We start from the raw sequence: 21,200 nt of genomic DNA, 5'->3' as shown, positions 1-21,200 counted from the left end.
GGGGCCCCGCGCGGGCCGCGTACCGCCTTTCCGGTGGGGCACGGGGAGAGCGGGCGCGGCGCTCAGAGCACCTTGGACAGGAACGACTTGGTGCGCTCGTGCTTCGGGGCGCCGAGCACCTCGCGCGGATGGCCGGATTCGACGACCACGCCGTCGTCCATGAAGACCAGCGAGTCGCCGACCTCGCGGGCGAACCCCATCTCATGGGTCACGACGATCATCGTCATACCGTCCGCCGCCAGGTCCTTCATGACGTCCAGGACGTCGCCGACCAGCTCCGGGTCGAGGGCCGAGGTCGGCTCGTCGAAGAGCATCAGCTTCGGCTCCATGGCGAGCGCGCGGGCGATCGCCACGCGCTGCTGCTGGCCGCCGGAGAGCTGGGAGGGGTAGTTGGCGGCCTTGTCGGCCAGTCCGACGCGGTCCAGCAGCTTGGTGGCGCGCTCCCGGGCGGCGGCCTTCGACTCGCCCTTGACCTGGATCGGCGCCTCCATGATGTTCTCCACCGCGGTCATGTGCGGGAAGAGGTTGAAGCGCTGGAAGACCATGCCGATGTCGCGGCGGCGGGCGGCCACCTCGCGGTCGCGCAGTTCGTAGAGCTTGCCGTCCCGCTCGCGGTAGCCGACCAGTTCGCCGTCGACCGACAGCCGGCCCGCGTTGACCTTCTCCAGGTGGTTGATGCAGCGCAGGAACGTCGACTTGCCGGAGCCGGACGGGCCGATCAGGCAGAAGACCTCCTTGGGCGCCACTTCGAGGTCGATGCCCTTGAGGATGTGGGCCGAGCCGAAGGACTTGTGGACGCCTTCGGCCCGGACCATCGGGACGGCCTTCTGCCCGGCCGTCGTGCTGGTGGTCCTGCTGGCGGTCATGCGGTGCCTCCGGCGCGGTGGGGGCCGCCGGACAGCTTCGCCTTGACGCGCTGGAACGGGGTGGGCGGCAGCTGGCGGCTGGAGCCGCGGGCGTAGTAGCGCTCCAGGTAGTACTGGCCGATGCTCAGGACGGTGGTGGCGATCAGGTACCAGGCGGCGGCGAGGATCAGCATCTCCACCACGACACCGGAGTCGCGTCCGACGTTCTGCGCGGCCTGCAACAGGTCGTAATACTGCACGGCGATCACCAGTGAGGAGGTCTTGAGCATGTTGATGACCTCGTTGCCGGTCGGCGGCACGATCACCCGCATGGCCTGCGGCACGATGATCCGGCGCAGGGTCTTGCCGTGGCTCATGCCCAGCGCGTGCGCCGCCTCGGTCTGGCCCTCGTCGACGGCGTTCAGACCGGCCCGGCAGATCTCCGCCATGTACGCGGCCTCGTTGAGCCCCAGGCCCAGCAGCGCGCACAGGAACGGGGTCATGAAGTCCGACCACTCGTCCTTGTAGATCGGCATGATGTCGATGTACTGGAAGACCAGGCCGAGGTTGAACCAGAGGAAGAGCTGGACGTAGACCGGCGTACCGCGGAAGAACCAGACGTAGAACCATGCGACGGTCGAGGTCACCGGGTTCTTGGACTGGCGCATCACGGCCAGGATCACCCCGAGGACGATGCCGATGATCATCGACAGCAGGGTGATCAGCAGGGTGTTGCGCAGGCCCTTGAGGATGTCCGCGTTGAACAAGTACTCCGGTATGGCGTCCCAGTTGACGTTCCCGGCGGCGAAGGCGCGGACGAGCAGGAAGAGCACCGCGAGGACGGCCAGCGCCGCGATCCAGCGCCCGTAGTGCCGGACGGGTATCGCCCTGATGGGCTCGGGTGGGGACGGCGGGGCGTCCGCCGGCGGCTGGGCCGGCTTGTCGACGTCAGCTGACACGGGTGTTGCCTTTCAGCGTTCGGCGGGAGTGGCGCGAAGGGAACGGGGGGACGGCCGAGGGGCGGGTCAGGAACCGCCGTTGATCTGCACGTCCTTGACCGCGGCGTCCTTGACGTCCCACTTCTTGAGGGCGTCGGCGTAGGAGCCGTTCTTGATGGCGTTCTCCAGGGCGGCCTTGAGGGCGTCGCGCAGCTGCGGCTTGTCCTTGGGGACCGCGATGCCGTACGGCGCCGCCTTGAGCGGTGCGCCGCCGACCATCTGGAAGTCGTTGCCCTTGCCGGAGATCTTCACCGCGTACGCGGCGACCGGATAGTCGCTGGAGACGGCGTCCACGCCGCCGGTGCGCAGCCGGGTCTGGGCCTCCGAGTCGTTGTCGAACGCCTCGATGGAGATGGCCGCCTCACCGCCCGACTCGCACGCCTTCGACTTGTCCTTGGCCAGGTCGTGCGAGACGGTGCCGCGCTGTACCGCGATCTTCTTCCCGCACATCGCCTCCCAGCCGTCGATCCCCTGGGTCTTGCCCTTCTGCGTGTAGAGCGAGACACCGACGTTGAGGTAGTCGATGAAGTCGACGCCCTCACCGATCTTCTTGCCGGTGCTGCCGTCGATACCCTGCTGGCGCTCCTTGGTGTCGGTCATCGCCGACATCGCCAGGTCGTAGCGCTTGGACTTGAGGCCGCCCATGAGGGTGTCGAAGGTGGCGTTGTTGAAGTTGAGCTTGACGCCCAGCTCCTTGCCGAGCGCGGCCGCCAGATCCGGGTCGATGCCCTCGACCACGCCGTTGGTGCGGAACTCCACCGGCTTGTACGTGATGTCCGAGCCGACCTGTATCAGGCCCTTCTCCTGGATGTCCTTGGGGAGCATCTTGAAGAGCGGCGCGCCGGTGTTCCGGTTCTTCTGCGCCTCGCGTTTGGCTATCGCCGCGTCGGTCTGGTCCCCGCAGCCGCTGAGCAGCAGCAACGAGGCCGCGACCGCGGTCGCGGCGGCCACGGCTGAGCGAGACCTGCCGACGGCCGGGCGACGGCTGGTGCGTGCGGTCATGCTGTTCCTCCTGCTGATGAGGGAGTAGCTGACGGGCAGCGACCGGGGCACCCGGATTCGACTGTCGAGCCCCCGGTTGATTTGGGAATCCTGCCATCCGGACACCGGAATCCGGACTGCCGAAGAGGTCAAAATCGGATAACGGGAATGCGCGAGCGGTGCGCGGGCCTTGTGTGCCAAGGAGGGCCCGACGGCGCTGGAGCGCGCGAAGTCCCTGGTGGAGCGCGGCCGTCTCGTCATCCGGACAGCAGGGGGTGACTCTTCTGCGCTTATGTGCAGTTCGCCGCTATTGTCGAAACCATGATCCGTGGGGTCGCGAATCCGACTCGTCGGGGCCCGCGCCCGTCGGGTAGAAAGGACCGTTACACCCCTCATCCGGGGCTCAGGGCGCGTGTGCGGCGCGCCCGGCGTCCGTACCTCCCCCGCGCGGTGGCCATCCGTCGCGCCGGGCGCGGACGCGGTGCCCGCCCACCCCTTGACCAGGGAGTGGTCACACCCTCAACTGATTTACGAATAAAGGGGTTGAACAAGTGGCAGCGGAGATCGTCAATCCTCGCAGCGACAGCACTACCGGCCTGGACGCGGACGTGGCCGCGGACGCGGGCGCCGAGTCGGGCGCGGGCCCGGACAGCGGCCCCGACGCGCCCTTCGATCCGGCCTTCGCGCTGCATCGCGGCGGCAAGATGGCCATCCGGGCGACCGTCCCGGTCCGCGACGCGGACGACCTGTCCCTCGCGTACACACCGGGCGTGGCCAAGGTGTGCAGCGCCATCGCCGAGCAGCCCGAGCTGGTGCACGACTACACCTGGAAGTCCCAGGTCGTCGCCGTCGTCACGGACGGCACCGCGGTGCTCGGCCTGGGCGACATCGGCCCGGAGGCGTCCCTCCCCGTGATGGAGGGCAAGGCCATCCTCTTCAAGCAGTTCGGCGGGGTGGACGCGGTGCCGATCGCGCTCGCCACCACCGACGCCGACGAGATCGTGGAGACCGTCGTCCGGCTCGCCCCCTCCTTCGGCGGGATCAACCTGGAGGACATCTCCGCCCCCCGCTGCTTCGAGATCGAGCGGCGGCTCCAGGAGCGGCTGGACATCCCGGTCTTCCACGACGACCAGCACGGCACCGCCGTCGTCACCCTCGCCGCGCTGCGCAACGCCGCCCGGCTCACCGAGCGGCCGCTCGGCGCGCTGCGCGCCGTCATCTCGGGCGCCGGGGCGGCCGGTGTCGCCATCGCCCGGATCCTCATCGAGGCGGGCATCGGCGATGTGGCGGTCTGCGACCGCAAGGGCGTCGTCTCGGCGGACCGCGACGACCTCACGGACATCAAGCGCGAGGTGGCCGGCTTCACCAACAAGGCGGGGCTGACCGGTTCGCTGGAGGACGCCCTGGCCGGTGCCGATGTCTTCATCGGGGTCTCCGGCGGCACGGTGCCGGAGGCGGCGGTGGCGTCGATGGCGAAGAACTCGCTGATCTTCGCCATGGCCAACCCGACCCCGGAGATCCACCCGGACGTCGCGCACAAGTACGCGGCCGTGGTCGCCACCGGGCGCAGCGACTACCCGAACCAGATCAACAATGTGCTGGCCTTCCCCGGCATCTTCGCCGGTGCGCTCCAGGTGCGCGCCTCGCGGATCACCGAGGGCATGAAGCTCGCCGCCGCCGAGGCGCTGGCCGCCGTCGTCGCCGACGAGCTCGCCGCCGACCGGGTCATCCCCTCGCCGTTCGACGAGCGCGTCGCCCCGGCCGTCACCGCCGCCGTGGCCGCCGCGGCCCGCGCCGACGGGGTGGCCCGCCGCTGACCGCCGGCTGACGGAAGGGCCCCGCCCGGGGCGGTGCGGAACACCCCGGGCGGGGCCCTTTTTGCTGCCCGGGACCGGTCCGGCCGGGCGCCGGGACGGGCCCGGTCCACCGGTGGGCGCGTGGGCGCGGCGCGTGTCACACGCCTGCGCGCTACCGTCGCGCGCACCCGCGGCCTACGTTGGGATCATGTTTGCTGCCTACGCCGCCCGCATCGACCGTGACCAGCCGCTCAACGGGCTCGAACTGGGGGAGCGGCCGGCTCCCGAGGTACGCCCCGGCTGGACGACCGTCAACGTCAAGGCCGCCTCACTCAACCACCACGACCTGTGGTCGCTGCGCGGTGTGGGGCTCGCGGAGGAATCGCTGCCGATGATCCTCGGCTGCGACGCCGCCGGGACCGACGCGGACGGCAACGACGTCGTCCTGCACTCCGTCATCGGGCAGACCGGGCACGGCGTCGGCCCCGGCGAGAAGCCCTCCATCCTCACCGAGCGCTACCAGGGCAGCTTCGCCGAACAGGTCACCGTGCCCGCCTGGAACGTCCTGCCCAAGCCGAAGGAGCTGACCTTCGAGGAGGCCGCCTGCCTGCCCACGGCCTGGCTGACCGCGTACCGGATGCTCTTCACCAACGCGGGCGTACGGCCCGGGGAGAGCGTCCTGGTGCAGGGCGCGGGCGGCGGGGTGGCCACCGCCGCCATCGTGCTGGGCGCCGCCGCCGGGCTGCGGGTCTTCGCCACCAGCCGGGACGAGTCCAAGCGCCGGCGGGCCGAAGAGCTGGGCGCCGAGGCGGCGTTCGGCACCGGGGAGCGGCTGCCGCACCGGGTGGACGCGGTGCTCGAAACGGTCGGCGCCGCCACCTGGTCGCACTCCGTCCGGTCGCTGCGCCCCGGCGGCACCCTCGTCATCTCCGGCGCCACCAGCGGCTTCCACCCCGAGCGCACGGAGCTCAACCGGATCTTCTTCCTGGAGCTGCGGATCGTCGGCTCGACGATGGGCAGCAAGGAGGAGCTGGCGTCGCTGCTCAGCTTCTGCGCCGCCAAGGGCGTCCGGCCGGTGATCGACTCGACGCTGCCGCTGGACCGGGCGCGCGAGGGCTTCGCGAAGATGGCGGCGGGTGGCCTGTTCGGCAAGGTCGTCCTCACGGTCTGAGGGGTACGCGAGGGCGGGGGCGGCAAGTGAGCGGAGCCGGGGGCGAGTTGGACGCGTCACGCATCCTGCGGGCGGCCGGGCGCACCGCCGTGGCCTGGCGCAACGGCGGTGGGGTGACCCGGGAGGTGGCGGTCCACCCGCCGGGCGCCGGCTGGGACACCTTCGACTGGCGGGTGAGCCTGGCCGAGGTGACGGCGGACGGGCCGTACTCGCCGCTGCCCGGCGTCCGGCGCATCCTCACCGTGGTGGCCGGCGCCGGTACGGAACTGACGGTGGCGGGCACCTCCGGGCTGCGCGCGGACCGCTACCGGCCGTGCGCCTTCCCCGGCGGCGCGGCCACCGTCGGCCGGCTGCTCCACGGTCCGGTCGTCAATCTGAATGTGATGCTCCGGGAGGGGCGGGCGCGGGCGACGGTGGAGATGGTGCGCGGGGTCCGGCGGGTGGCGGCGGGGACCGGGAGCGGGGCCGGGACCGGTACCGGGCCGGACGGCGGCCGGTCCGCCGGGCAGGGCGTGCTCGTGATGGCGCTGGAGGGGCGTACGCGGCTGAGTACGCCGGGGGAGCCGGTGGTGGCGCTGGCACGGTTCGACGCGGTGTGGCTCACGGGGGCGCGGGCGGCGGCGGCCGAGATGGGGACGGACGGGGTCGCGGCCGTCGTCGCACTGTCGGCGTGAAGGGGTACGACTGTATCCATTAATGCTCGGGATCCGGTGCTCCACCGCGCGCGTCTTGGGCCTGTATTCGCAGCTCCGATCCGTCTCCGAGCAGGGATATTCTCCGATATTCGTCACGCTCTGTAGCGCGGTAGGCTGGCTGTGTGCGTGCGGAAAAGGGAACGGGCGGATGCCTGGTGTGCGGATCGCGGCTGCCGGCGGCGGAGCGCGGGCGGCCGCCCGCGTACTGCTCCCGGAGCTGTCAGGCGAAGGCGTACCGCCGGCGGAAGCGGGAGCGCGCGGCGACCACGCGGCCCGCCGCCCCGCACACCGAGGTGTCCGCCGCGAGCGCGGCGGCCCGGCGGCGTCGGGAGATCGCCGAGGCGGTGTGGCGGATCGCGGCCGGGCGCGGTCTGGAGTCGGCGAGCATGCGCGAGGTCGCCGCCGAGGCCGGGGTGTCGCTGCGGGTGGTCCAGTACGCCTTCGGCAGCAAACGCCGGCTGCTGGTCGAGTCGCTCCGGCTGCTGCACGAGGAGAACGAACGGCGCGCTCGCGACCGGCTGGCGCGGCTGCCCGACCCCCGCGATCCGCGCGCGGTGCTGCGCGGCGTCCTGATGACGTTCCTGCCGGTGGACGAGCAACGGCGCACGGCGCTGCGGGTGTTCCTCGCCTACTACGTCCGCAGCCTGACCGACCCCGAGCTGGCCGCGCTCCTCCTGCACGGCAGCCACCCACTGGAGGAACTGGTGGACACCTTGATCCGGCAGGCGGCGGGGCAGGCCGGGCGGGCGGCCTCGGACACCGGCCCCCGGCACGAGGCGGATCTGCTGGTGTCCGGTGTCACGGGGCTGGGCCTGGACGTGCTGCACGGGCGCCGGACGATGGCCGAGGTGTCGCGCATCCTCGACTACCACCTCGACCGCCTCCTCGGCCCGGCCGGAGCGCGGGGCCGCCCACTGCGGACCACGCCCGGCCGAGGTCAGCTCTCCGACGCGCCGTCCGGCGCTCCGTCCACGAAGTAACTGTCGTGCCGGAGCCGGAACTCGTCGAGTTCCCGGCCGCCGCGCAGGGACATCTCCGCGACCCGCTCGAAGTACTCCTCGCGCGGCGCGCCCGGTGCGAAGAGCAGCAGCAGCGACGCCGGGTCGTCGGTATCGTTCCGGAACGCGTGCAGCCCGCCCACCGGTACGTACAGGAAGTCGCCCGCGCGGCAGGTGGTCCAGCGCTCGCCGTTGTAGAGCCGCACCGCCCCGGACAGGATGAAGAAGGACTCCGAGATCGCCCGGTGGAAGTGGGTGGCCGCCCCGGGCGCCCGGGGGTCCATGTCCAGCCGGTAGAGGCCGAATTCGCCCCCGGTGGCGGCGTGCGTCGCCAGGTAGTGGGTGCGCTGGGTGCCGCTGACGATGTCGGGTGCGGTGTCCGCCGGGCGGTGGACGGCGCTGATCTCGCCGTGGTCGCCCAGGTAGCGGGGGTCGGGGTAGGTCATCTCAGTCTCCTCGCGGGGAAGTGGCGGCGCGGCCGGTGGCCGTGGGTGCGGTGCTGGTCGGGACGGGCACATTGACCAGGCTTCTGTACAGCTGGTAACGAGCCACGGCGTGCATCGGGGGCGCCCCGGACTCCGGCGGCTCCGGGGACACCGGGAACTCCGGGGGGACGGGCGTGACGCCGTCCATGGCGCGGATCGCCGCCGCCAGCTCCGCCGACACACCGTGGCCGGCGAATTCCCGCCACGCCGAGAGGTCCGCCCACTCGGCGTAGTTGAGCACCTTCGTGCCGTCCTGGCTCAGGTGGAAGTGGGCGCCGAGCAGCCCCGGCACCTGTTCCCGGGCCAGTACGCCGAGCACGGTGTCGGCCAGGGTGCGCTGGGCGGCCGGGCCGTCCGTGGCGAACGCCGGTACGGCGAGGAGGCCCGGCCGGCGCCCGGCCGGCCGCTCGGGTACGTAGCTGCGGTACCGCCGGTAGCGCACCAGCCCGGGGCGCCGGATGCCGGGCACCGCCTCGTCGATCCGGCTGACGGCCGCATCCCGCCGGGTGCGTGCCCACTCCCGGTGGTCGTCGTCGTTCGTCCACTGCGCGTAGTGGAGCAGGCGGCCGCCGTCGGTGCTCAGGAAGGTGCTGAGCGAGAGCATCGCGGCCGGGCGCTCCTGGTGCTCCCACTCGGCGTGGACGGCGTCGGCGGCCGGGCGCTGGAGACCGGCGGTGGGCACCAGCCACGAGCTGACGAGGGCGGTGCCGGCGTCGGCGCGCCGGATATCGGGGAAATCGGTGGTGAGGCGCATCGCGGGCTCCGTTCTGCGGTGGGTTTCCGCTGTTCGGAAGCCTTCCCCCTCAAGTGCGCTTGAGGTCAAGGGAGTCAGGGTGCGCGGCGATCCTGGCGTCAACGAGGGTTGACGCCTGTCGAGTGTCAACGTAAATTGACACGTATGACCGAAGCAACGGATCTCGCCGAGCGGGCGGGCGATCAGGACCCCCGGACCGGGCTCCGCGCCGTGGCCGCGCTCCGCCGGCTGCTGGAGCAGCTCGAAGCCGTGCAGGTGCGCAGCGCGCGGGCGAAGGGCTGGTCGTGGCAGGAGATCGCCGCCGAGCTGGGGGTCAGCCGGCAGGCGGTCCACAAGAAGCACGGGAGGCGCTGATGTTCGAGAAGTTCACGCAGGACGCGCGCGCGGTGGTGCGCGGAGCCGTCGCGCACGCGGACCGTACGGGCGCAGCCGCGGTCGGCGAACCGGAGCTGCTGCTCGCGCTGTTGGACCGTACGGACTCGCCCGCCGCCGCGGCGCTCGGCGCGCTCGGCATCCACGGACGCCGGGAGTCCGTGGTGGCCGCCCTGGCGGCGGTGCGCCGCCGCGGGGGCGTCTCGTCCGCGGACGCGGCGGCGCTGGCCGGGCTCGGGATCGACGTCGAGGAGATCGTGGCGCGGGTGGAACGGGAGCACGGCGTCGGCGCGCTGGCGGCCGCGAAGCCGGGCGGGCGCCGGAAGCGGGCGCGCGGTGCGTTCACCGCGGAGGCGAAATCCGTACTGGAGCGGTCCCTGCGGATCGCGCTCGGCCGCGGCGACCGGCACATCGGCGACGAGCATCTGCTGATCGCCCTGACGGCCGGGCCGGGACCGGCCGCGGCCGTGCTCGCCGACCACGGCGTGACGCACGACGCCGTGCTGCGGGTGCTGGCGCGCGCGGCCGCGGCCGGCTGAGGGAACGGGCGGACCGGGGCGGGCGGCCGGCCGAGGGGACGGGGGAGCGGCGGGGTCCGCGGGGCGGGGGTGGCCGGGTTACGGGTGGCCGGCCTTCACCGCGCCGATTCCCGGGGTGCCGCGCCGGGGCGCGTAACCGGCCTCGAAGACCGCGTCGAGTACCGGGCCGAGCAGCTGGGCCAGCCGTTCGGCGCGGCAGCGGCCCAGTGCCCGCCAGGGGCCGGCGGCCAGCCGGTCCGTCATCCGCTCGATCGCCGCCCGCTCCCGGTGGGCGAGTTCGGTCGCGGTGCCGTCCGGGGCGATCCAGCCGCGGGCGGCGAGGCGGTGCCGGGCGTCGTGCCACTCCTGGGCGCTCCAGCCGCGGCCGACGAAGCCGGCGGCCGGTGCGGCGCCGACCACGGCGACCGACACCAGCGCCTCGCACGGATCGAGTCCGCTGGTCAGCAGCGCCGCCAGATGGCCGTCGCCACGGTGCTCGCGCAGTATGGTCGCGGCTTGCCAGAGCGCCAGATGCGGGGCGTCGGGCCAGGGCAGATCGCGGTTGGCGGCGGCCAGCGGGCGGGCCGCGAGGCCGGTGTTCTCGGCGGCCTGGCGGGCCAGCCGGGCCGCCTCGGCGAGCTGCGTGGCGCTCAGCCGGCCGCCGATGAGGGGGACCAGTGCGCGGTCCATGGCCCGCAGCCGCGCGTCCAGCACCTTGGCCGGGTCCGCCGTGGCCCAGATCTGCGGAACATAGCGGGCGATCATCCGGGGGCTGAAGCTGTAGTACGTCGCGGCCACCAGCTCGGGCCCGGCCGCGCCCAGCGGGGCCGTCCGCCAGGCGAAGTAGCTGGGCCAGCGGGAGGCGACGTCGTACCCGAGGCCCGCGGCGACCTGACGGGCCTCGGGGGCGAAGTAGAGCGTGGCGTGCAGTGGCTCGAACTGGTGCCACATCCGGCGGGCGACCGAAAGGTATTCCAACATCGCTTTACCTCATGGCCTTCACGATGCTTACAGACAGGGGGAGTTGACCGTGGTCCGGGGGCCAGGGCACGGCCGGCGGTCCGCGGAGCCGGCGGCTGAGGCCCCCACGTCCCGGTGCCGGGCGAAAAGCCGTGCGAAAGACTGACTTCCCCGATTACGTGCGGTGAACCCAGGCCGCCGTAAGCAACTCTACGTAATTGCCGGACAGTTGGGTGGGGCGGGGTTCCACCGCGGGGACGGCAGGGGCGGGCGGGTCCGAGGGGACGGAAGAAACGCGTACGGGCGGGGCGGAGTCCTGGTGAACTCCGCCCCGCCCGTTCCCCGTTGTCCCCTTGTTCCCCGTATCCCCCGTCGTCCCGCCCGTCCCGGTGCGCCGTGACCGGCTAATCGTCCGGATCGGTGAGCGTGGAGTACTGCCCCGGATCCCGCAGCAGTGCGCCGATGTGGGCGGCGGCCGTCGACAGCCGGCGGCGGGATTCCCGCAGCTGCTCCGCCGTGACGCCGTGATCGCGCGCCGCGTCCCGCAGATCGTCGCGGAAGCGGTCCAGCAGCCGGTCGAAGTCGCGGGCCGGATCGCCGCTGCCGGGCTCGCCCGCCCAGTCGGGGGCCGGGGGCTCCGCCTCGCCCGCGGGGCTTTCCTTGGACAGGTCCAGGCGCTCGACCGTCACCCGCGTGGCGTCGTCGTCGGCGCCGCCGTGGCCGGTCCGGTCCCGGGCGCCGCCGTGGTCCGCGCCGGTCTGCCCGCCCGTGAAGCGCCCGACCTCGCGGGACACCTCGGACAGCGCCTCGCGCACCGCCCCCGCCCAGTCGCCGGACCGGACATGCTCCTGGGCCTGCTCCTGGACGCGCTTGATGACCTGCTGGACCTCCTCGCGCGCGAACACCTGCGCGTCCCGGGCCTGCTTACGGGCCCGCTGGGCGTCCTGCCGGGCCCGCCGGCTCTCCTCCTTCGCCCGCCGCGCCTGCTCCTTCCACTCCTCCTTGGCGCGCCGGAACTCCTCCTTCGCCTGCCGCCAGGAGTCCTTGTCGGCGAACGTGCCGTCGATGTAGTCCGAGGCGTCCGGGAAGGGGCGGCCGGTGCCGCCGTCCTGCGGGGCGCCGCTCCGCCCGCCCTTGGCGCCGCCCCCGAAGGCGCTCGCGGCGGACTCCTTGCGGGCCTGCTGGGCGGCCTCCTGCATCTCGCGGCGCAGGTCCCGCGCGGAGCCGCGGACGTCCTCCCGGATGTCGGACGCCAGCGCGGCCACCGACTCCCGGATCTCCAGCTCCAGATCGGCCAGCTCGCCGCCCCGGTCGGCGAGTTCGGCCCGGCCGGCGTCGGTGATGGAGTAGACCTTGCGGCCGCCCTCGGTGGCGTGCGTGACCAGGCCCTCGGCCTCCAGCTTGGCCAGCCGCGGGTAGACCGTGCCGGCCGAGGGGGCGTACAGGCCCTGGAAGCGCTCCTCCAGGAGGCGGATGATCTCGTAGCCGTGCCGGGGGGCTTCGTCCAGCAGCTTGAGGAGATAGAGCCGGAGGCGGCCGTGGGCGAAGACGGGGGGCATGCTCAGCGCACCTTCTTCTCTGTGGGGGTGCCGGTGGGGGCGGCGGAGCAGGGCCAGCCCTCCGGAGACGGTGGTGACCTTCAGTGTGCCGGTGCCCGCGCCGAGCGAGCCGGTGATCCGCTTGGCGCCCCACTGGCCGCTGACCCGCAGATCGTCGAAGGCGTTGGAGACCGTGCCGCTCGTGGTGTTGGCCGTCACCCGGGTGTCGGCCGGGTCGGGCAGCCGGATGGCGACCTCACCGGAGACCGTCGTCAGGCTGATGTCCGTCCGGGCGGCGGCGGTCCCGTCCGGGGCGGCGGGCGGCAGGTCCAGATCCAGGACCATGTCGCCGCTGACGGAGTCGGCGCGCACCGAACCGCCCGCGCCCTCGATCACCGTCAGATCCCCCGAGACGGAGTGGAACCGCAGCTCGCCCGTGACGGCCTGGGCCTCGATCCGGCCGCTGACGGTGTCGGCCCGCACCGGGCCGGTCAGCCCCGCGAGGGTGCCGTCACCGGAGACGCCGCGCAGTTCCGTACGCCCCGAGATACCGGAGATCACCGTGCTCGCGGTGGCCGCGCCGACCTCGACGCGGGTGGCGGCCGGGACGGTCACCGAGACCACCGCGCTCCGGTGCCATCCCGTGAGCTTCCAGCCCTTGAGGTCGCGCAGGCCGCGGCGCCACTCCTTGGGGTCGAAGAGGCCGCGGCCCCATTCCTTGGGGTCGGGCCGGCCCAGGAAGCTGGGCCAGGTGACGTCCTCGTACCCGATGGACAGGACGCCGTCCCGGCACGAGACGAGCAGCGGCGGGCCGGTCAGCTCGCTGATCTCCAGGCGGGGCGGGCTGCCGTCCGAAGTACCGACGACGTTGACGGTGCCGCCGATCACGCGCACGTTCAGCGCCGTGACGGGCGCTTCGAATTCCAGCTTCTGTGGTGCGGAGATCGACCACTCGGTCCGGTCTGACATTCCTGGCCTCCCCGGGCAGGCGGACAACGCAACATATCGCGTCTTCTTTAGACACGATATATCGCGGGTTCGGGAAGTCAAGCGCACCCCGTGCCGTGACGGGCGCACCGCCGGCCCCGCGCCGCTTGCCCGTCCCCGTCCCCGTCCGAGCGCCGGCGCCCCGGCCGGTACCGGGCCGCCACGCCTCCTTCGCCGGTCCTCGCCCTCAGCCTTCGTCCTCAGCCCTCGCCTCAGTCCTCGTCCTCATCGTCGTCGAGCCGGGCCAGCCAGGTCGCCAGCCGCTCCACCGGCACCTCGAAATCCGGGTTCAGGTCGACGAACGTACGCAGCTGATCGGCCACCCAGCCGAGGGTGACCTCCTCCTCGCCGCGCCGGTTCTCCAGCTCCTCGATACCGCGGTCAGTGAAATACACGTGCGCTCCACCAGGGGTCATGGGACATTCCGGCCAGGATAGGCAGGCCCGCACGGCTCTCGCGCCGCGGGCACCCGGGAGCTAACCTGAGCGCCTGTCAACGGTCCTGCGGTGATGGGGAATTGCCGCCAACGGGGAGCAGGAGGCCGTGATGCAAGATCGCGCGCAACGCATCGCACTGCCCGACGGTACGGAGGTCTGGGCCCGGGTCTCCAGACTGGACGCCGCGGGGCTGGACGATCCGGTCGGGCCGGACGGTGAGTACGCCGACTTCGAGGACGTCGGCGCCTGGGAGGCGCTCGGCGCCCGGGTCGAGGGGCTCCGCGAGGTGATCGGCGGGGTCGCCGCCAGCGTCCGGCAGGCCACCGAGCGGGTGGCACCGCACGAGACCAGCGTGACCTTCGGCGTGGAGGTCTCGGCCAAACCGGGCAAGGCCGTCGCCCTCCTCGCGGACGGTGAGGCGAAGGCGAACCTCTCGGTGACGCTCACCTGGCGGCGCGAGGACGGGAGCGTGCCCGGTGGCGAGCAGTCCGCCGCCCCCCGCCGGCCCGCCGGCCGCCGGGAGCCGGCTGACCCGGGCCGCTGATGGCGACCTCGGAGGAGCGGGCCCACGGCCGCGGCGACCGGGCGAGGTACGGACAACTCCTCGAACACGCCGGACGCACCACCGTCGCCCTGCGCGCCGCACCGGACGCACCGGACACCCGGCTGTGGGGCAGCGGTGTGCTGATCGCCCCCGGCTGGGTGCTGACCTGCGCCCATGTGCTCGCCGCGAGCGACGGGCGGCGGCGCGACACCGGCCCCGACGGGGTGTTCGGCGTCGCGTTCGGCGGGCGGCCGGCGGCCGCCCGGCTGGTGTACGACCTGAGCCGGCCCGACCCGGCGGCCGGACCGGGCGCCGCCCGCGCCGATCTCGCCCTGGTCCGGCTGCTCGACCCGGACATCGAGCACCCCTGTGCCTGGCTCAGCGACCAGCCGGCGACGCTCCTGGAGGACGCGTACATCTTCCGGGGACACGACCGGCCCGGGACGGACCGCCCGCCCCGTACGGATGCCGCGCACGAACGCGTAGTACGTGACGGGGGCGGCGGCGAGGCGGGCGATGCGGGCGAGGCGGGCGGCGTACGTGAGGCGGGCGGCGCTCCGGGCGCGCCCGGGGGAGCCGTCGATCCGTTCATCGCGGTCCGGTTCGGTGCCCGGGACGCACGGGGGCTCCAGTTCGGCAGCGATGTCCGGGTCACCCCCGGCGCGTCCGGCGGGCCGCTGCTCGACTGCGACCGCGGCGAGGTGGTCGGCATCGTCAAGGGGCGCCACCAGCAGGACCACGTCGGACTCGCGGTGCCGGTCACCGCGCTGCGCGGGCTGGGCCCCGAACACCTCGTCGCGGGCGCCACGGGGCTCGGCCCCGACCCGTACCACGCGCTGATGGGCCTGCACGACCGCTGGCACTGGAGCGGGCAGGACCTCGGCCGCCCCGGCGGGCCCACCTGGTTCGACGCCCAGCACGCCATCATGGCGGGGCGCGGCCGGCTGTGGGGCGTACAGGAGCGGTTACAGGCGCTCGACCTGCTCGCCCGGCTGCCCGCGCCGCGCGATCCGCTCGTCGTGGCGGCGGCCGTCGGCGAGGCGCTGGACCGGGGCGAGGGCCCCGGGGCCTGGGTGCTGCGCACCTGGCGGGACGGCCACGGCGCGCTCTACCAGGGCAGCGACCCGTACACCGAACTCCGCGCCTTCGTGCACTATCTGCGGATCGTGGCGCAGCTGGTCGCGGACGAGGTGCACGAGGCACCCGGCGAAGCGGCCGCCGAGGTGCGCGAACACGCCGCCCACCTCGCGGAGTTCGTCCAGGCCAAGGCGGTGGTGCTCCAGCCGCAGGACCGCCGCCGGATCGGTCCCGTGCGGCGCCGCCCGCGCTCCGTACTCGTCGAGTTCGAGCCGCTGTTCTACGAGGACGGCGGGGGCGAGCTGTTCAACTGGTCGGTCAGCGAGGGGTACGGCCGGGGGCAGTGGCTGCGGGTGGACGTCCAGGAGTCGGACGGCGGGGTGCCCTTCGAGCAGGCGCGGGCGCAGGTCGTGCGGCGGCTCGGGGCCCGGCTGCTGCGCGCCGACGACGACGCGGGACCGGGCGCCCGGGTGCGCCTGGAGGTCGCCGTCCCCGAGGGGCACTGGCACACCCCGGCCGACCGCTGGGAGGTCGCGGCCTCGACCCGGCGCACCGCACGGGCGCGGCCGGTGGGCCCGGGGCGCGCGGTGATCCTGCGCGACCAGGGGCGCCGCGAGGAGATCGACCCGGCCTGGCTGCGCCGCTGGCAGCGCGTCGCCGCCGCCCCCGGACTGCACGCGCTGCGCGTCCCGCCGCCCCGCCAGGGCGGCGCGGGAGCGGCGGGGGGCTCCGCCGGCGGGGTCTGGCGGCTCCTGGAGGTGGCGGCGGACGGTGCGGTGCCTGCGCTGTGCCATACGGTCGCCGACGGGTCCGGCCGGGACGCGGTCGGCGCCGCCCTGGACACCGGCTTCCCGGCCGGACTGTGGTCCGCGGCCGGCCACGGCGAGCGGGCCTGCGACGCCTCCTGCGAGGAATTCCACCGCGGGGTACGGGAGTTGCTCCAGGGTTCCGGCTCACTGGCCCGCCTCCCCGAACTGGTCCGGGAGCTGCGGGCGAAGGCCGCGGAGGAGAGCGCCCACTGGGCCCGTGATCTGGTGCTCCTCTACGACGACCCCGAGGACCCCATCCCGCAGCTCTTCGCGGCCCGGCCGCAGGTGTCGCCCCGGTGACGCCGGCCGGCCGCCGCGACCCAGCCGCCGGAACGGCCCGCGCCGGCGGCCGGTGTCCGCCGTCCGCCCCGTCCTCCCGGTCCCCTCGGCCCTCCCTGGTCCTCCCCGTCCCGTGTACGCCCCTGCGCGCCCGTACGCCCCGCATGCGCCCGGCCGCCGCGACCGGACCGGCGCCGCCGGATATCGCAAGTCACGTCCGCTGTGCGGCACTTGGCAGCACAGGGCGGCGGTGCGGGAGACCGGAAACCGCCCCCGTGAGCTTCCGTACGGCTCGCTCCTGTCATAGCGTCATGAGACATTGATTCGTGAGTGTGCGTGGCGGGCGTGGGGGAAGGGCCGGGGCGGACGCCACCGTCTCCGGGGCGGTCCGCCGCGACCATCGCTCCCTGCCCGACGGCTGGCCGGCGACGAGGAGTTCCGACGTGAGCGACTGGCTCATCTACCGCGGCGCGGGAGCACCGCACGACGGAATCGAGCAGCTCCCGCCGCCCCCGCCCTGGCGCGATTTCGACGGCGGGCCCGACGTACCGCCGCCGGCCGCCCTCGACCCCGCCTCCGAGCGCCGGCTCGGCGTGCTGCGCAGGGAGGCCAGCCACCACCGGCCCGGCGAGACCGAACGCGAGCTGGTCAACGCCGCGCTCTATCTGCGCAGGCCGCTGCTGGTGACCGGCGCCCCGGGCAGCGGCAAGAGCACCCTGGCCCACTCGGTCGCCTACGAACTCGGCCTCGGCCGGGTGCTCAGCTGGCCGGTCGTCAGCCGCAGCACGCTCCGCGACGGTCTGTACGCCTACGACGCCATCGGCCGCCTCCAGGACCTCCAGATCGCCCGCGCCACCCCGCCGTCCACCGGCCAGGACGCCCCGGAGGGCGCCGCCGCGCCCGCCCCGGACACCGATCACACCGGCGAGCCCGGCGGCGGTATCGGCCGCTACATCCGCCTCGGCCCGCTGGGCACGGCCCTGCTGCCCGCCGCCAGACCCCGGGTGCTGCTCGTCGACGAGCTGGACAAGAGCGATATCGACCTGCCCAACGACCTGCTCAACGTCCTGGAGGAGGGGGAGTTCAGGATTCCGGAGCTGGAGCGGCTGGCCGGATCCGCCCCCGAGGTGCGGGTGCTCAGCGACGACGGCGCGCCGGTGACGGTGCGCGACGGCCGGGTGCGCTGCCACGCCTTCCCGTTCATCGTGCTCACCAGCAACGGCGAACGGGACTTCCCGGCGCCCCTGCTGCGCCGCTGTATCCACCTCCACATCCCCGTGCCGGACAAGGAGCGGCTCGCCGCCATGGTGCGGGCCCACTTCGGTGAGGGCGCCGCCGAGCGCCACGCCTCGGTGATCGACCGCTTCCTGGACCGTGAGCCCGGCGATGTACGCGCCGTCGACCAGCTGTTCAACGCCATCCACCTCACACAGCAGGCCGGCTGGACGGACGAGGACGAGGAGGAGACCCGACGGCGCCTGACGGCCGAGCTCATGCGGCCTCTTGACCGGACGAGGTGAACGCGGTGGCTGTGGGGGAGTCCGGTCCGGGACCCCTCGACCAGCTCGTCGCCCGGCTGACCGCGGCGGGGCTGCCCGCCGACGCCCGGGGGATGGCCGATGCCCTCTGGCTCGCCCAGTGGATCACGCCAGGTGATCCGCGGGCCGCCCAGGACGCCACCGGCGCGGCCGGTTCCGCTGCCGCCGGCCGCAGCGATCCGGCCACTTTCGCCGTGGGTCCGGCCGGACCCGTGGAGCCCGGCGTGGCGGCCGCACCGGAGCCCGGCGGCCCGTACGCGTCCCGGGACGGCGCCCGGCGCAAGGAGGCGGAGCTGCGGCCCGCCCGGGAGGGGCGGCTGCCCGGCGCGGACCGCCACCGGCTCGGCGAGGTCGCCGTCCCGATCGCCGCCGCCTTCCCCGGACTGCTGCCGCTCCAGCGCGCCCTGCGGCCCGTCCAGCGCTACCACCCGCCGGTCGCGCCGGTCCGCCGGGAGCTGGACGAGCCCGCCACCGCCGAACTCTCCGCACACGCCGAGACGGTCATCCCGGTGCTGCGCGGGGTGCACCGCCGGGAGGCCGGTCTGCGGCTGCTGATGGACGGCTCGTCCTCGATGGCCGTCTGGGAGCAGATGCTGCACGACCTGCGCCAGGTCTGCGAGCGGGTGGGCGCATTCCGTGACGTCACGGTGCACTACCTCCACCCGCACGGCCCGGACGTCGGCGTCGCCGCGGCCCCCGGCCCCGGCCGGCCGCTGCGCCCCGCCGGCCAGCTGCACGACCCCACCGGCCACCACCTCACCGTCGTCGTCAGCGACTGCGCGGGCCCGCTGTGGCAGGACGGCCGGCTCCAGCGGCTGCTCCACCGCTGGGCGGCCGACGCGCCGGTCGCCGTCGTCCAGCCGCTGCCGCAGCGGATGTGGGCGCGCACCCAACTGCCCGCCGTCGCCGGTACCCTCATCCGCCGCCAGGGCCCGTACCAGGCCCTCGGCTTCCGGCCCGCCAGGCGCCGCCGGGCCCCCGCGGCGCCCGGACCGGCGCCGGACGCCGGCCGCGGCCGCGCCATCCCGGTGCTCTCCGCGACGCCCGCCGCGCTCGGCGCCTGGGCCAGGCTGGCCGCGGCCGATGCCGGTCTGTCGCTGCGCGGCGCCGCCTGTGTGGTCCGCGCCGACCACGGCGCGGAGCCCGGCGGCCGCCCGGCCGCGGCGGCGCCCTCCGCACCGGCCCGTATGGTCCGCGAGTTCGACCGGTCCGCCTCACCGGACGCCCGGCTGCTCGCGGTGCATCTGTCGGCGGTCCCGCTGGCGCTGCCGGTCATCCAGCTCGTACAGCGCGCGATGCTGCCGCACACCGGACCGGCCGAGCTGGCCGAGGTGCTGCTCGGCGGCCTGGTCACCCAACTCCCGGCAGCGGACCGGCCGGCGGGGGAGGCGGACGGGGCGAGCGGCCCGTGGTACGACTTCGTGCCCGGTGTACGGGACGAGCTGCTCGGCCGGCTGAGCGCGGGCGAGGCCGCGCTGGTCCTCAAGCACTGCTCGCTCTACGTGGAGCGCACCTTCGGCCGCGGCGCCCGCAACTTCCCGGCCGTCGCCGTCGCGATGCTCTCCGGCAGCGGCCGGGAGCCGGAGTCCGGCCGGCGCCCCGTCCCCGAACCGTTCGCCCGGGTCTCCGAACACGTCCTGCGCCGCTTCGAGCCGGCGCTGCGGCCGCCCGAGCAGCCGCCCTACCCGGGCGACGGGCCGGCCGCCGAGGGCGCCGCCCTCCTGGAGCGCTACGAACAGGGCCACGCCGTACGGGACCTGATCGAGGCCGTCCGGCTGCTGCGCGCGGCGGCCCACCGGCTGCCGCCGGCCGGTACCGACCTGGCCCGCGCCCTCCTGCACGCCTGGGCGAAGTGGCGCCAGCCCGACGCCCTGGCGGAGGCCGAACGCGCGGTGCGCGCCGCGGAGCGGGCCACCGCGCCGCCGGGCCCGGCCGACGACCAGACCGACGCGACGGCCGCGACGGACGGGCCGGCGCCGGCGGAGGCCGCGGGCCGGGCGGCGGAGCGCATCCGGGCGCTGATCGTGCTCGGCCGGGTGCGGTACGCCCGCGCCCGGGAGCGCGCGGGCGCCGGCGCACCGGCGGAGGAGCGCGCCGCGCTGGTGGACGCCGCGCGCCAACTTCACGCCGCCTGTGGACTGATGAGCCTGCTCGACCCGCGCTTCCTGGAGAGCACGGTGTTACGGACCCAGGTCCTGCGCCGGACGGCCGCCCTGCCGCCGGCCACCGAGGCGCCCGGTGCTCCCGAGGGGGCCGACGCTCCCGAGGGGGCCGGTCCGCCCGACCCCCTGGACGAGGCGGAACGGTCCCTCACCACCCTCCTCGACCAGTGGCCCAGCGGCGAACAGGTCCCCGGCGAGGTGTACGCCGCGCGCGGCGGCGTCCTGCTGGACCGGGCCCGCCGGGCCGGCCGCGAGCGCCCCGCCGAGCCGCGCCCCGCTGAGGCGCTCGCCGTCCGTGCCGCGGACGACCTCGACACCGCCGCCCTGCTGCTGCGTCGCCGCGGCAGCGCCGCCGACCGGCTGGTCTGCGAGACGCTGCTCGATCTGGCGGCGGCCCGCTCGCTGACCGGCGGCACCGGACTGCCGTCCGTGCTGCCCACTCTGGAGCGGGCCCGCGCGATGGCGCAGGCCCTCGTCGAACCGGCCCTGGAGGCCGACAGCCTGCGCCGGATCGCGGCCACGCAGCGCGCCGTGCACACCCGGACGGGAGCGCCGGGCGCCCTGGACGAGGCCATCGCCGCGCTGGCCGCCGCGCAGCGGCTGACGGTCCCCGATTCCCCCGAGCACAGCGCGCTGCTCGCCGAGCGCGGCGCGGCGCTGCTGCTGCGGGCCCGGCTGGAGCCGGACCCCGAACCGGGCAGGCGGCTGGCCAACGACGCGGTGCACGTCCTGCGGGAGGCGCTGGCCCGGGTCGCGCCGCAGGATCCGGAGCTGGGCGGCCACCGGCTGGCCTTCGGCCGCGCACTGCGGCTGCGCCACGAACGCCAGCACTCGCTCGCCGATCTGCACGAGGCCGACTGGATCCTGGAGCTGGCCGCCCGCGGCTCCGGGGTGCCGCCGCTCGTCGCGGCCGAGGCATGGCTCGAAGTGGGCGATGTCCAGCTGCTGCTGGACCGCCGCTTCGGCTCCCGGGAGCGGCACGACCGGGCCGCCGCCTGCTACCGGCGCGCCGCGACGCACGCCCGCCGGGGCGGCAGCCCGCTGCTCGCGGCCCGTGCCCACCACCGGCGCGGCGAGGTCCTGGAGGACACCGCGGGCCCCCAGCCGGCGCTGCTCGCCTACCGCGAGAGCTGGGAGCAGTGGCAGCACGCGGCTGAGGAGAGCGGCCCGGAAGCCCAGCGCACCCGGGCCCGGATGCGCGCCCTGGAATCCCCCGCCTGAGCGCCCCCGCGCCCCGTCGGCCGCCTGGTCGCGCG

18 protein-coding genes are annotated in these 21,200 nt (G+C 74.6%); 10 read left to right on the top strand and 8 right to left on the bottom strand.

Annotated elements, in window-relative coordinates:
* Nucleotides 1-62: 62 nt before the first annotated feature.
* The 3 genes from ACLJWH_RS08855 to ACLJWH_RS08845 all read right to left on the bottom strand — a co-directional run bounded on the left by ACLJWH_RS08855 (nucleotide 63) and on the right by ACLJWH_RS08845 (nucleotide 2,845).
* A complete protein-coding gene (locus tag ACLJWH_RS08855) occupies nucleotides 63-815 on the bottom strand; it encodes an amino acid ABC transporter ATP-binding protein (RefSeq protein ID WP_411141351.1) in 753 nt (250 codons plus the stop codon).
* A gap of 47 nt (nucleotides 816-862) precedes the next feature.
* Nucleotides 863-1,804 carry an amino acid ABC transporter permease gene (locus tag ACLJWH_RS08850; RefSeq protein WP_411141049.1) on the bottom strand — a complete coding sequence of 314 codons (942 nt, stop codon included), beginning with the start codon at nucleotides 1,802-1,804 and terminating at the stop codon, nucleotides 863-865.
* Nucleotides 1,805-1,870: 66 nt separating this feature from the next.
* Nucleotides 1,871-2,845 (bottom strand): ABC transporter substrate-binding protein, encoded by a 975-nt coding sequence (locus tag ACLJWH_RS08845; protein WP_411141048.1) that lies wholly within the window; start codon nucleotides 2,843-2,845, stop codon nucleotides 1,871-1,873.
* A 530-nt stretch (nucleotides 2,846-3,375) separates the two neighbouring features.
* Here ACLJWH_RS08845 and ACLJWH_RS08840 point away from each other — a divergent pair.
* The 4 genes from ACLJWH_RS08840 (at nucleotide 3,376) to ACLJWH_RS08825 (ending at nucleotide 7,466) form a co-directional block, all read left to right on the top strand.
* Complete coding sequence (locus tag ACLJWH_RS08840; protein WP_411141047.1) at nucleotides 3,376-4,641, top strand: NADP-dependent malic enzyme; 1,266 nt, start codon at nucleotides 3,376-3,378, stop codon at nucleotides 4,639-4,641.
* A 187-nt stretch (nucleotides 4,642-4,828) separates the two neighbouring features.
* Complete coding sequence (locus ACLJWH_RS08835; RefSeq protein WP_411141046.1) at nucleotides 4,829-5,791, top strand: zinc-binding dehydrogenase; 963 nt, start codon at nucleotides 4,829-4,831, stop codon at nucleotides 5,789-5,791.
* 26 nt (nucleotides 5,792-5,817) lie between these two features.
* Nucleotides 5,818-6,465: a HutD family protein gene (locus tag ACLJWH_RS08830; RefSeq protein ID WP_411141045.1), complete on the top strand. Its 648-nt coding sequence runs from the start codon at nucleotides 5,818-5,820 to the stop codon at nucleotides 6,463-6,465.
* Nucleotides 6,466-6,608: 143 nt separating this feature from the next.
* Nucleotides 6,609-7,466 (top strand): TetR/AcrR family transcriptional regulator, encoded by an 858-nt coding sequence (locus tag ACLJWH_RS08825; protein ID WP_411141044.1) that lies wholly within the window; start codon nucleotides 6,609-6,611, stop codon nucleotides 7,464-7,466.
* Here ACLJWH_RS08825 and ACLJWH_RS08820 read toward each other — a convergent pair.
* Entirely contained in the window at nucleotides 7,424-7,930 is a 507-nt protein-coding gene (locus ACLJWH_RS08820) for a cupin domain-containing protein (protein WP_411141043.1), read from the bottom strand. The genes ACLJWH_RS08825 and ACLJWH_RS08820 overlap by 43 nt on opposite strands.
* Nucleotide 7,931: 1 nt before the next feature.
* Entirely contained in the window at nucleotides 7,932-8,723 is a 792-nt protein-coding gene (locus tag ACLJWH_RS08815) for an antibiotic biosynthesis monooxygenase (protein ID WP_411141042.1), read from the bottom strand.
* A gap of 144 nt (nucleotides 8,724-8,867) precedes the next feature.
* Between ACLJWH_RS08815 and ACLJWH_RS08810 the strand changes: the two genes are divergently transcribed.
* Both ACLJWH_RS08810 and ACLJWH_RS08805 read left to right on the top strand, forming a co-directional pair.
* Nucleotides 8,868-9,077, top strand: a complete 210-nt coding sequence (locus ACLJWH_RS08810; protein ID WP_411141041.1) for a helix-turn-helix domain-containing protein — start codon at nucleotides 8,868-8,870, stop codon at nucleotides 9,075-9,077.
* On the top strand, nucleotides 9,077-9,634 hold the full coding sequence (locus ACLJWH_RS08805) for a Clp protease N-terminal domain-containing protein (RefSeq protein ID WP_411141040.1): 558 nt from the start codon (nucleotides 9,077-9,079) through the stop codon (nucleotides 9,632-9,634). The genes ACLJWH_RS08810 and ACLJWH_RS08805 overlap by 1 nt, the downstream gene beginning before the upstream one ends.
* A gap of 78 nt (nucleotides 9,635-9,712) precedes the next feature.
* On the opposite strand, the gene ACLJWH_RS08800 is transcribed toward ACLJWH_RS08805, so the two are convergent.
* From ACLJWH_RS08800 to ACLJWH_RS08790, 3 genes are all read right to left on the bottom strand, one after another.
* Nucleotides 9,713-10,594 (bottom strand): SCO6745 family protein, encoded by an 882-nt coding sequence (locus ACLJWH_RS08800; RefSeq protein ID WP_411141039.1) that lies wholly within the window; start codon nucleotides 10,592-10,594, stop codon nucleotides 9,713-9,715.
* 383 nt (nucleotides 10,595-10,977) lie between these two features.
* A complete protein-coding gene (locus ACLJWH_RS08795) occupies nucleotides 10,978-12,132 on the bottom strand; it encodes a helix-turn-helix transcriptional regulator (RefSeq protein ID WP_411141350.1) in 1,155 nt (384 codons plus the stop codon).
* Nucleotides 12,133-13,310: 1,178 nt separating this feature from the next.
* Nucleotides 13,311-13,493 carry a DUF6104 family protein gene (locus tag ACLJWH_RS08790; RefSeq protein WP_052856492.1) on the bottom strand — a complete coding sequence of 61 codons (183 nt, stop codon included), beginning with the start codon at nucleotides 13,491-13,493 and terminating at the stop codon, nucleotides 13,311-13,313.
* Nucleotides 13,494-13,644: 151 nt separating this feature from the next.
* Here ACLJWH_RS08790 and ACLJWH_RS08785 point away from each other — a divergent pair, with 151 nt between their 5' ends.
* The 4 genes from ACLJWH_RS08785 to ACLJWH_RS08770 all read left to right on the top strand — a co-directional run bounded on the left by ACLJWH_RS08785 (nucleotide 13,645) and on the right by ACLJWH_RS08770 (nucleotide 21,165).
* Nucleotides 13,645-14,079 carry a CU044_2847 family protein gene (locus ACLJWH_RS08785; RefSeq protein ID WP_411141038.1) on the top strand — a complete coding sequence of 145 codons (435 nt, stop codon included), beginning with the start codon at nucleotides 13,645-13,647 and terminating at the stop codon, nucleotides 14,077-14,079.
* Complete coding sequence (locus ACLJWH_RS08780) at nucleotides 14,079-16,265, top strand: trypsin-like peptidase domain-containing protein (protein ID WP_411141037.1); 2,187 nt, start codon at nucleotides 14,079-14,081, stop codon at nucleotides 16,263-16,265. Before ACLJWH_RS08785 ends, ACLJWH_RS08780 begins: the two co-directional genes overlap by 1 nt.
* Before the next feature lie 422 nt (nucleotides 16,266-16,687).
* Nucleotides 16,688-17,764 carry an AAA family ATPase gene (locus tag ACLJWH_RS08775; protein ID WP_411141036.1) on the top strand — a complete coding sequence of 359 codons (1,077 nt, stop codon included), beginning with the start codon at nucleotides 16,688-16,690 and terminating at the stop codon, nucleotides 17,762-17,764.
* A 5-nt stretch (nucleotides 17,765-17,769) separates the two neighbouring features.
* Complete coding sequence (locus tag ACLJWH_RS08770) at nucleotides 17,770-21,165, top strand: SAV_2336 N-terminal domain-related protein (RefSeq protein ID WP_411141035.1); 3,396 nt, start codon at nucleotides 17,770-17,772, stop codon at nucleotides 21,163-21,165.
* Nucleotides 21,166-21,200: the final 35 nt, after the last annotated feature.

Origin of the sequence: Streptomyces sp. x-80, assembly GCF_046549095.1 — a bacterium.
Lineage (GTDB): Bacteria > Actinomycetota > Actinomycetes > Streptomycetales > Streptomycetaceae > Streptomyces > Streptomyces celluloflavus.
The sequence above is the reverse complement of the archived record's forward strand: the minus strand, read 5'-3'. Positions and strand labels throughout refer to the sequence as shown.

Bases quoted from the DNA above. Each gene is read 5' to 3' on its own strand.
- ACLJWH_RS08855 (WP_411141351.1), bottom strand. From the start codon at position 815: ATGGTCCGGGCCGAAGGCGTCCACAAGTCCTTCGGCTCGGCCCACATC.
- ACLJWH_RS08845 (WP_411141048.1), bottom strand. From the start codon at position 2,845: ATGACCGCACGCACCAGCCGTCGCCCGGCCGTCGGCAGGTCTCGCTCA.
- ACLJWH_RS08835 (WP_411141046.1), top strand. From the start codon at position 4,829: ATGTTTGCTGCCTACGCCGCCCGCATCGACCGTGACCAGCCGCTCAAC.
- ACLJWH_RS08820 (WP_411141043.1), bottom strand. From the start codon at position 7,930: ATGACCTACCCCGACCCCCGCTACCTGGGCGACCACGGCGAGATCAGC.
- ACLJWH_RS08815 (WP_411141042.1), bottom strand. From the start codon at position 8,723: ATGCGCCTCACCACCGATTTCCCCGATATCCGGCGCGCCGACGCCGGC.
- ACLJWH_RS08810 (WP_411141041.1), top strand. From the start codon at position 8,868: ATGACCGAAGCAACGGATCTCGCCGAGCGGGCGGGCGATCAGGACCCC.
- ACLJWH_RS08805 (WP_411141040.1), top strand. From the start codon at position 9,077: ATGTTCGAGAAGTTCACGCAGGACGCGCGCGCGGTGGTGCGCGGAGCC.
- ACLJWH_RS08800 (WP_411141039.1), bottom strand. From the start codon at position 10,594: ATGTTGGAATACCTTTCGGTCGCCCGCCGGATGTGGCACCAGTTCGAG.
- ACLJWH_RS08795 (WP_411141350.1), bottom strand. From the start codon at position 12,132: ATGCCCCCCGTCTTCGCCCACGGCCGCCTCCGGCTCTATCTCCTCAAG.
- ACLJWH_RS08785 (WP_411141038.1), top strand. From the start codon at position 13,645: ATGCAAGATCGCGCGCAACGCATCGCACTGCCCGACGGTACGGAGGTC.
- ACLJWH_RS08780 (WP_411141037.1), top strand. From the start codon at position 14,079: ATGGCGACCTCGGAGGAGCGGGCCCACGGCCGCGGCGACCGGGCGAGG.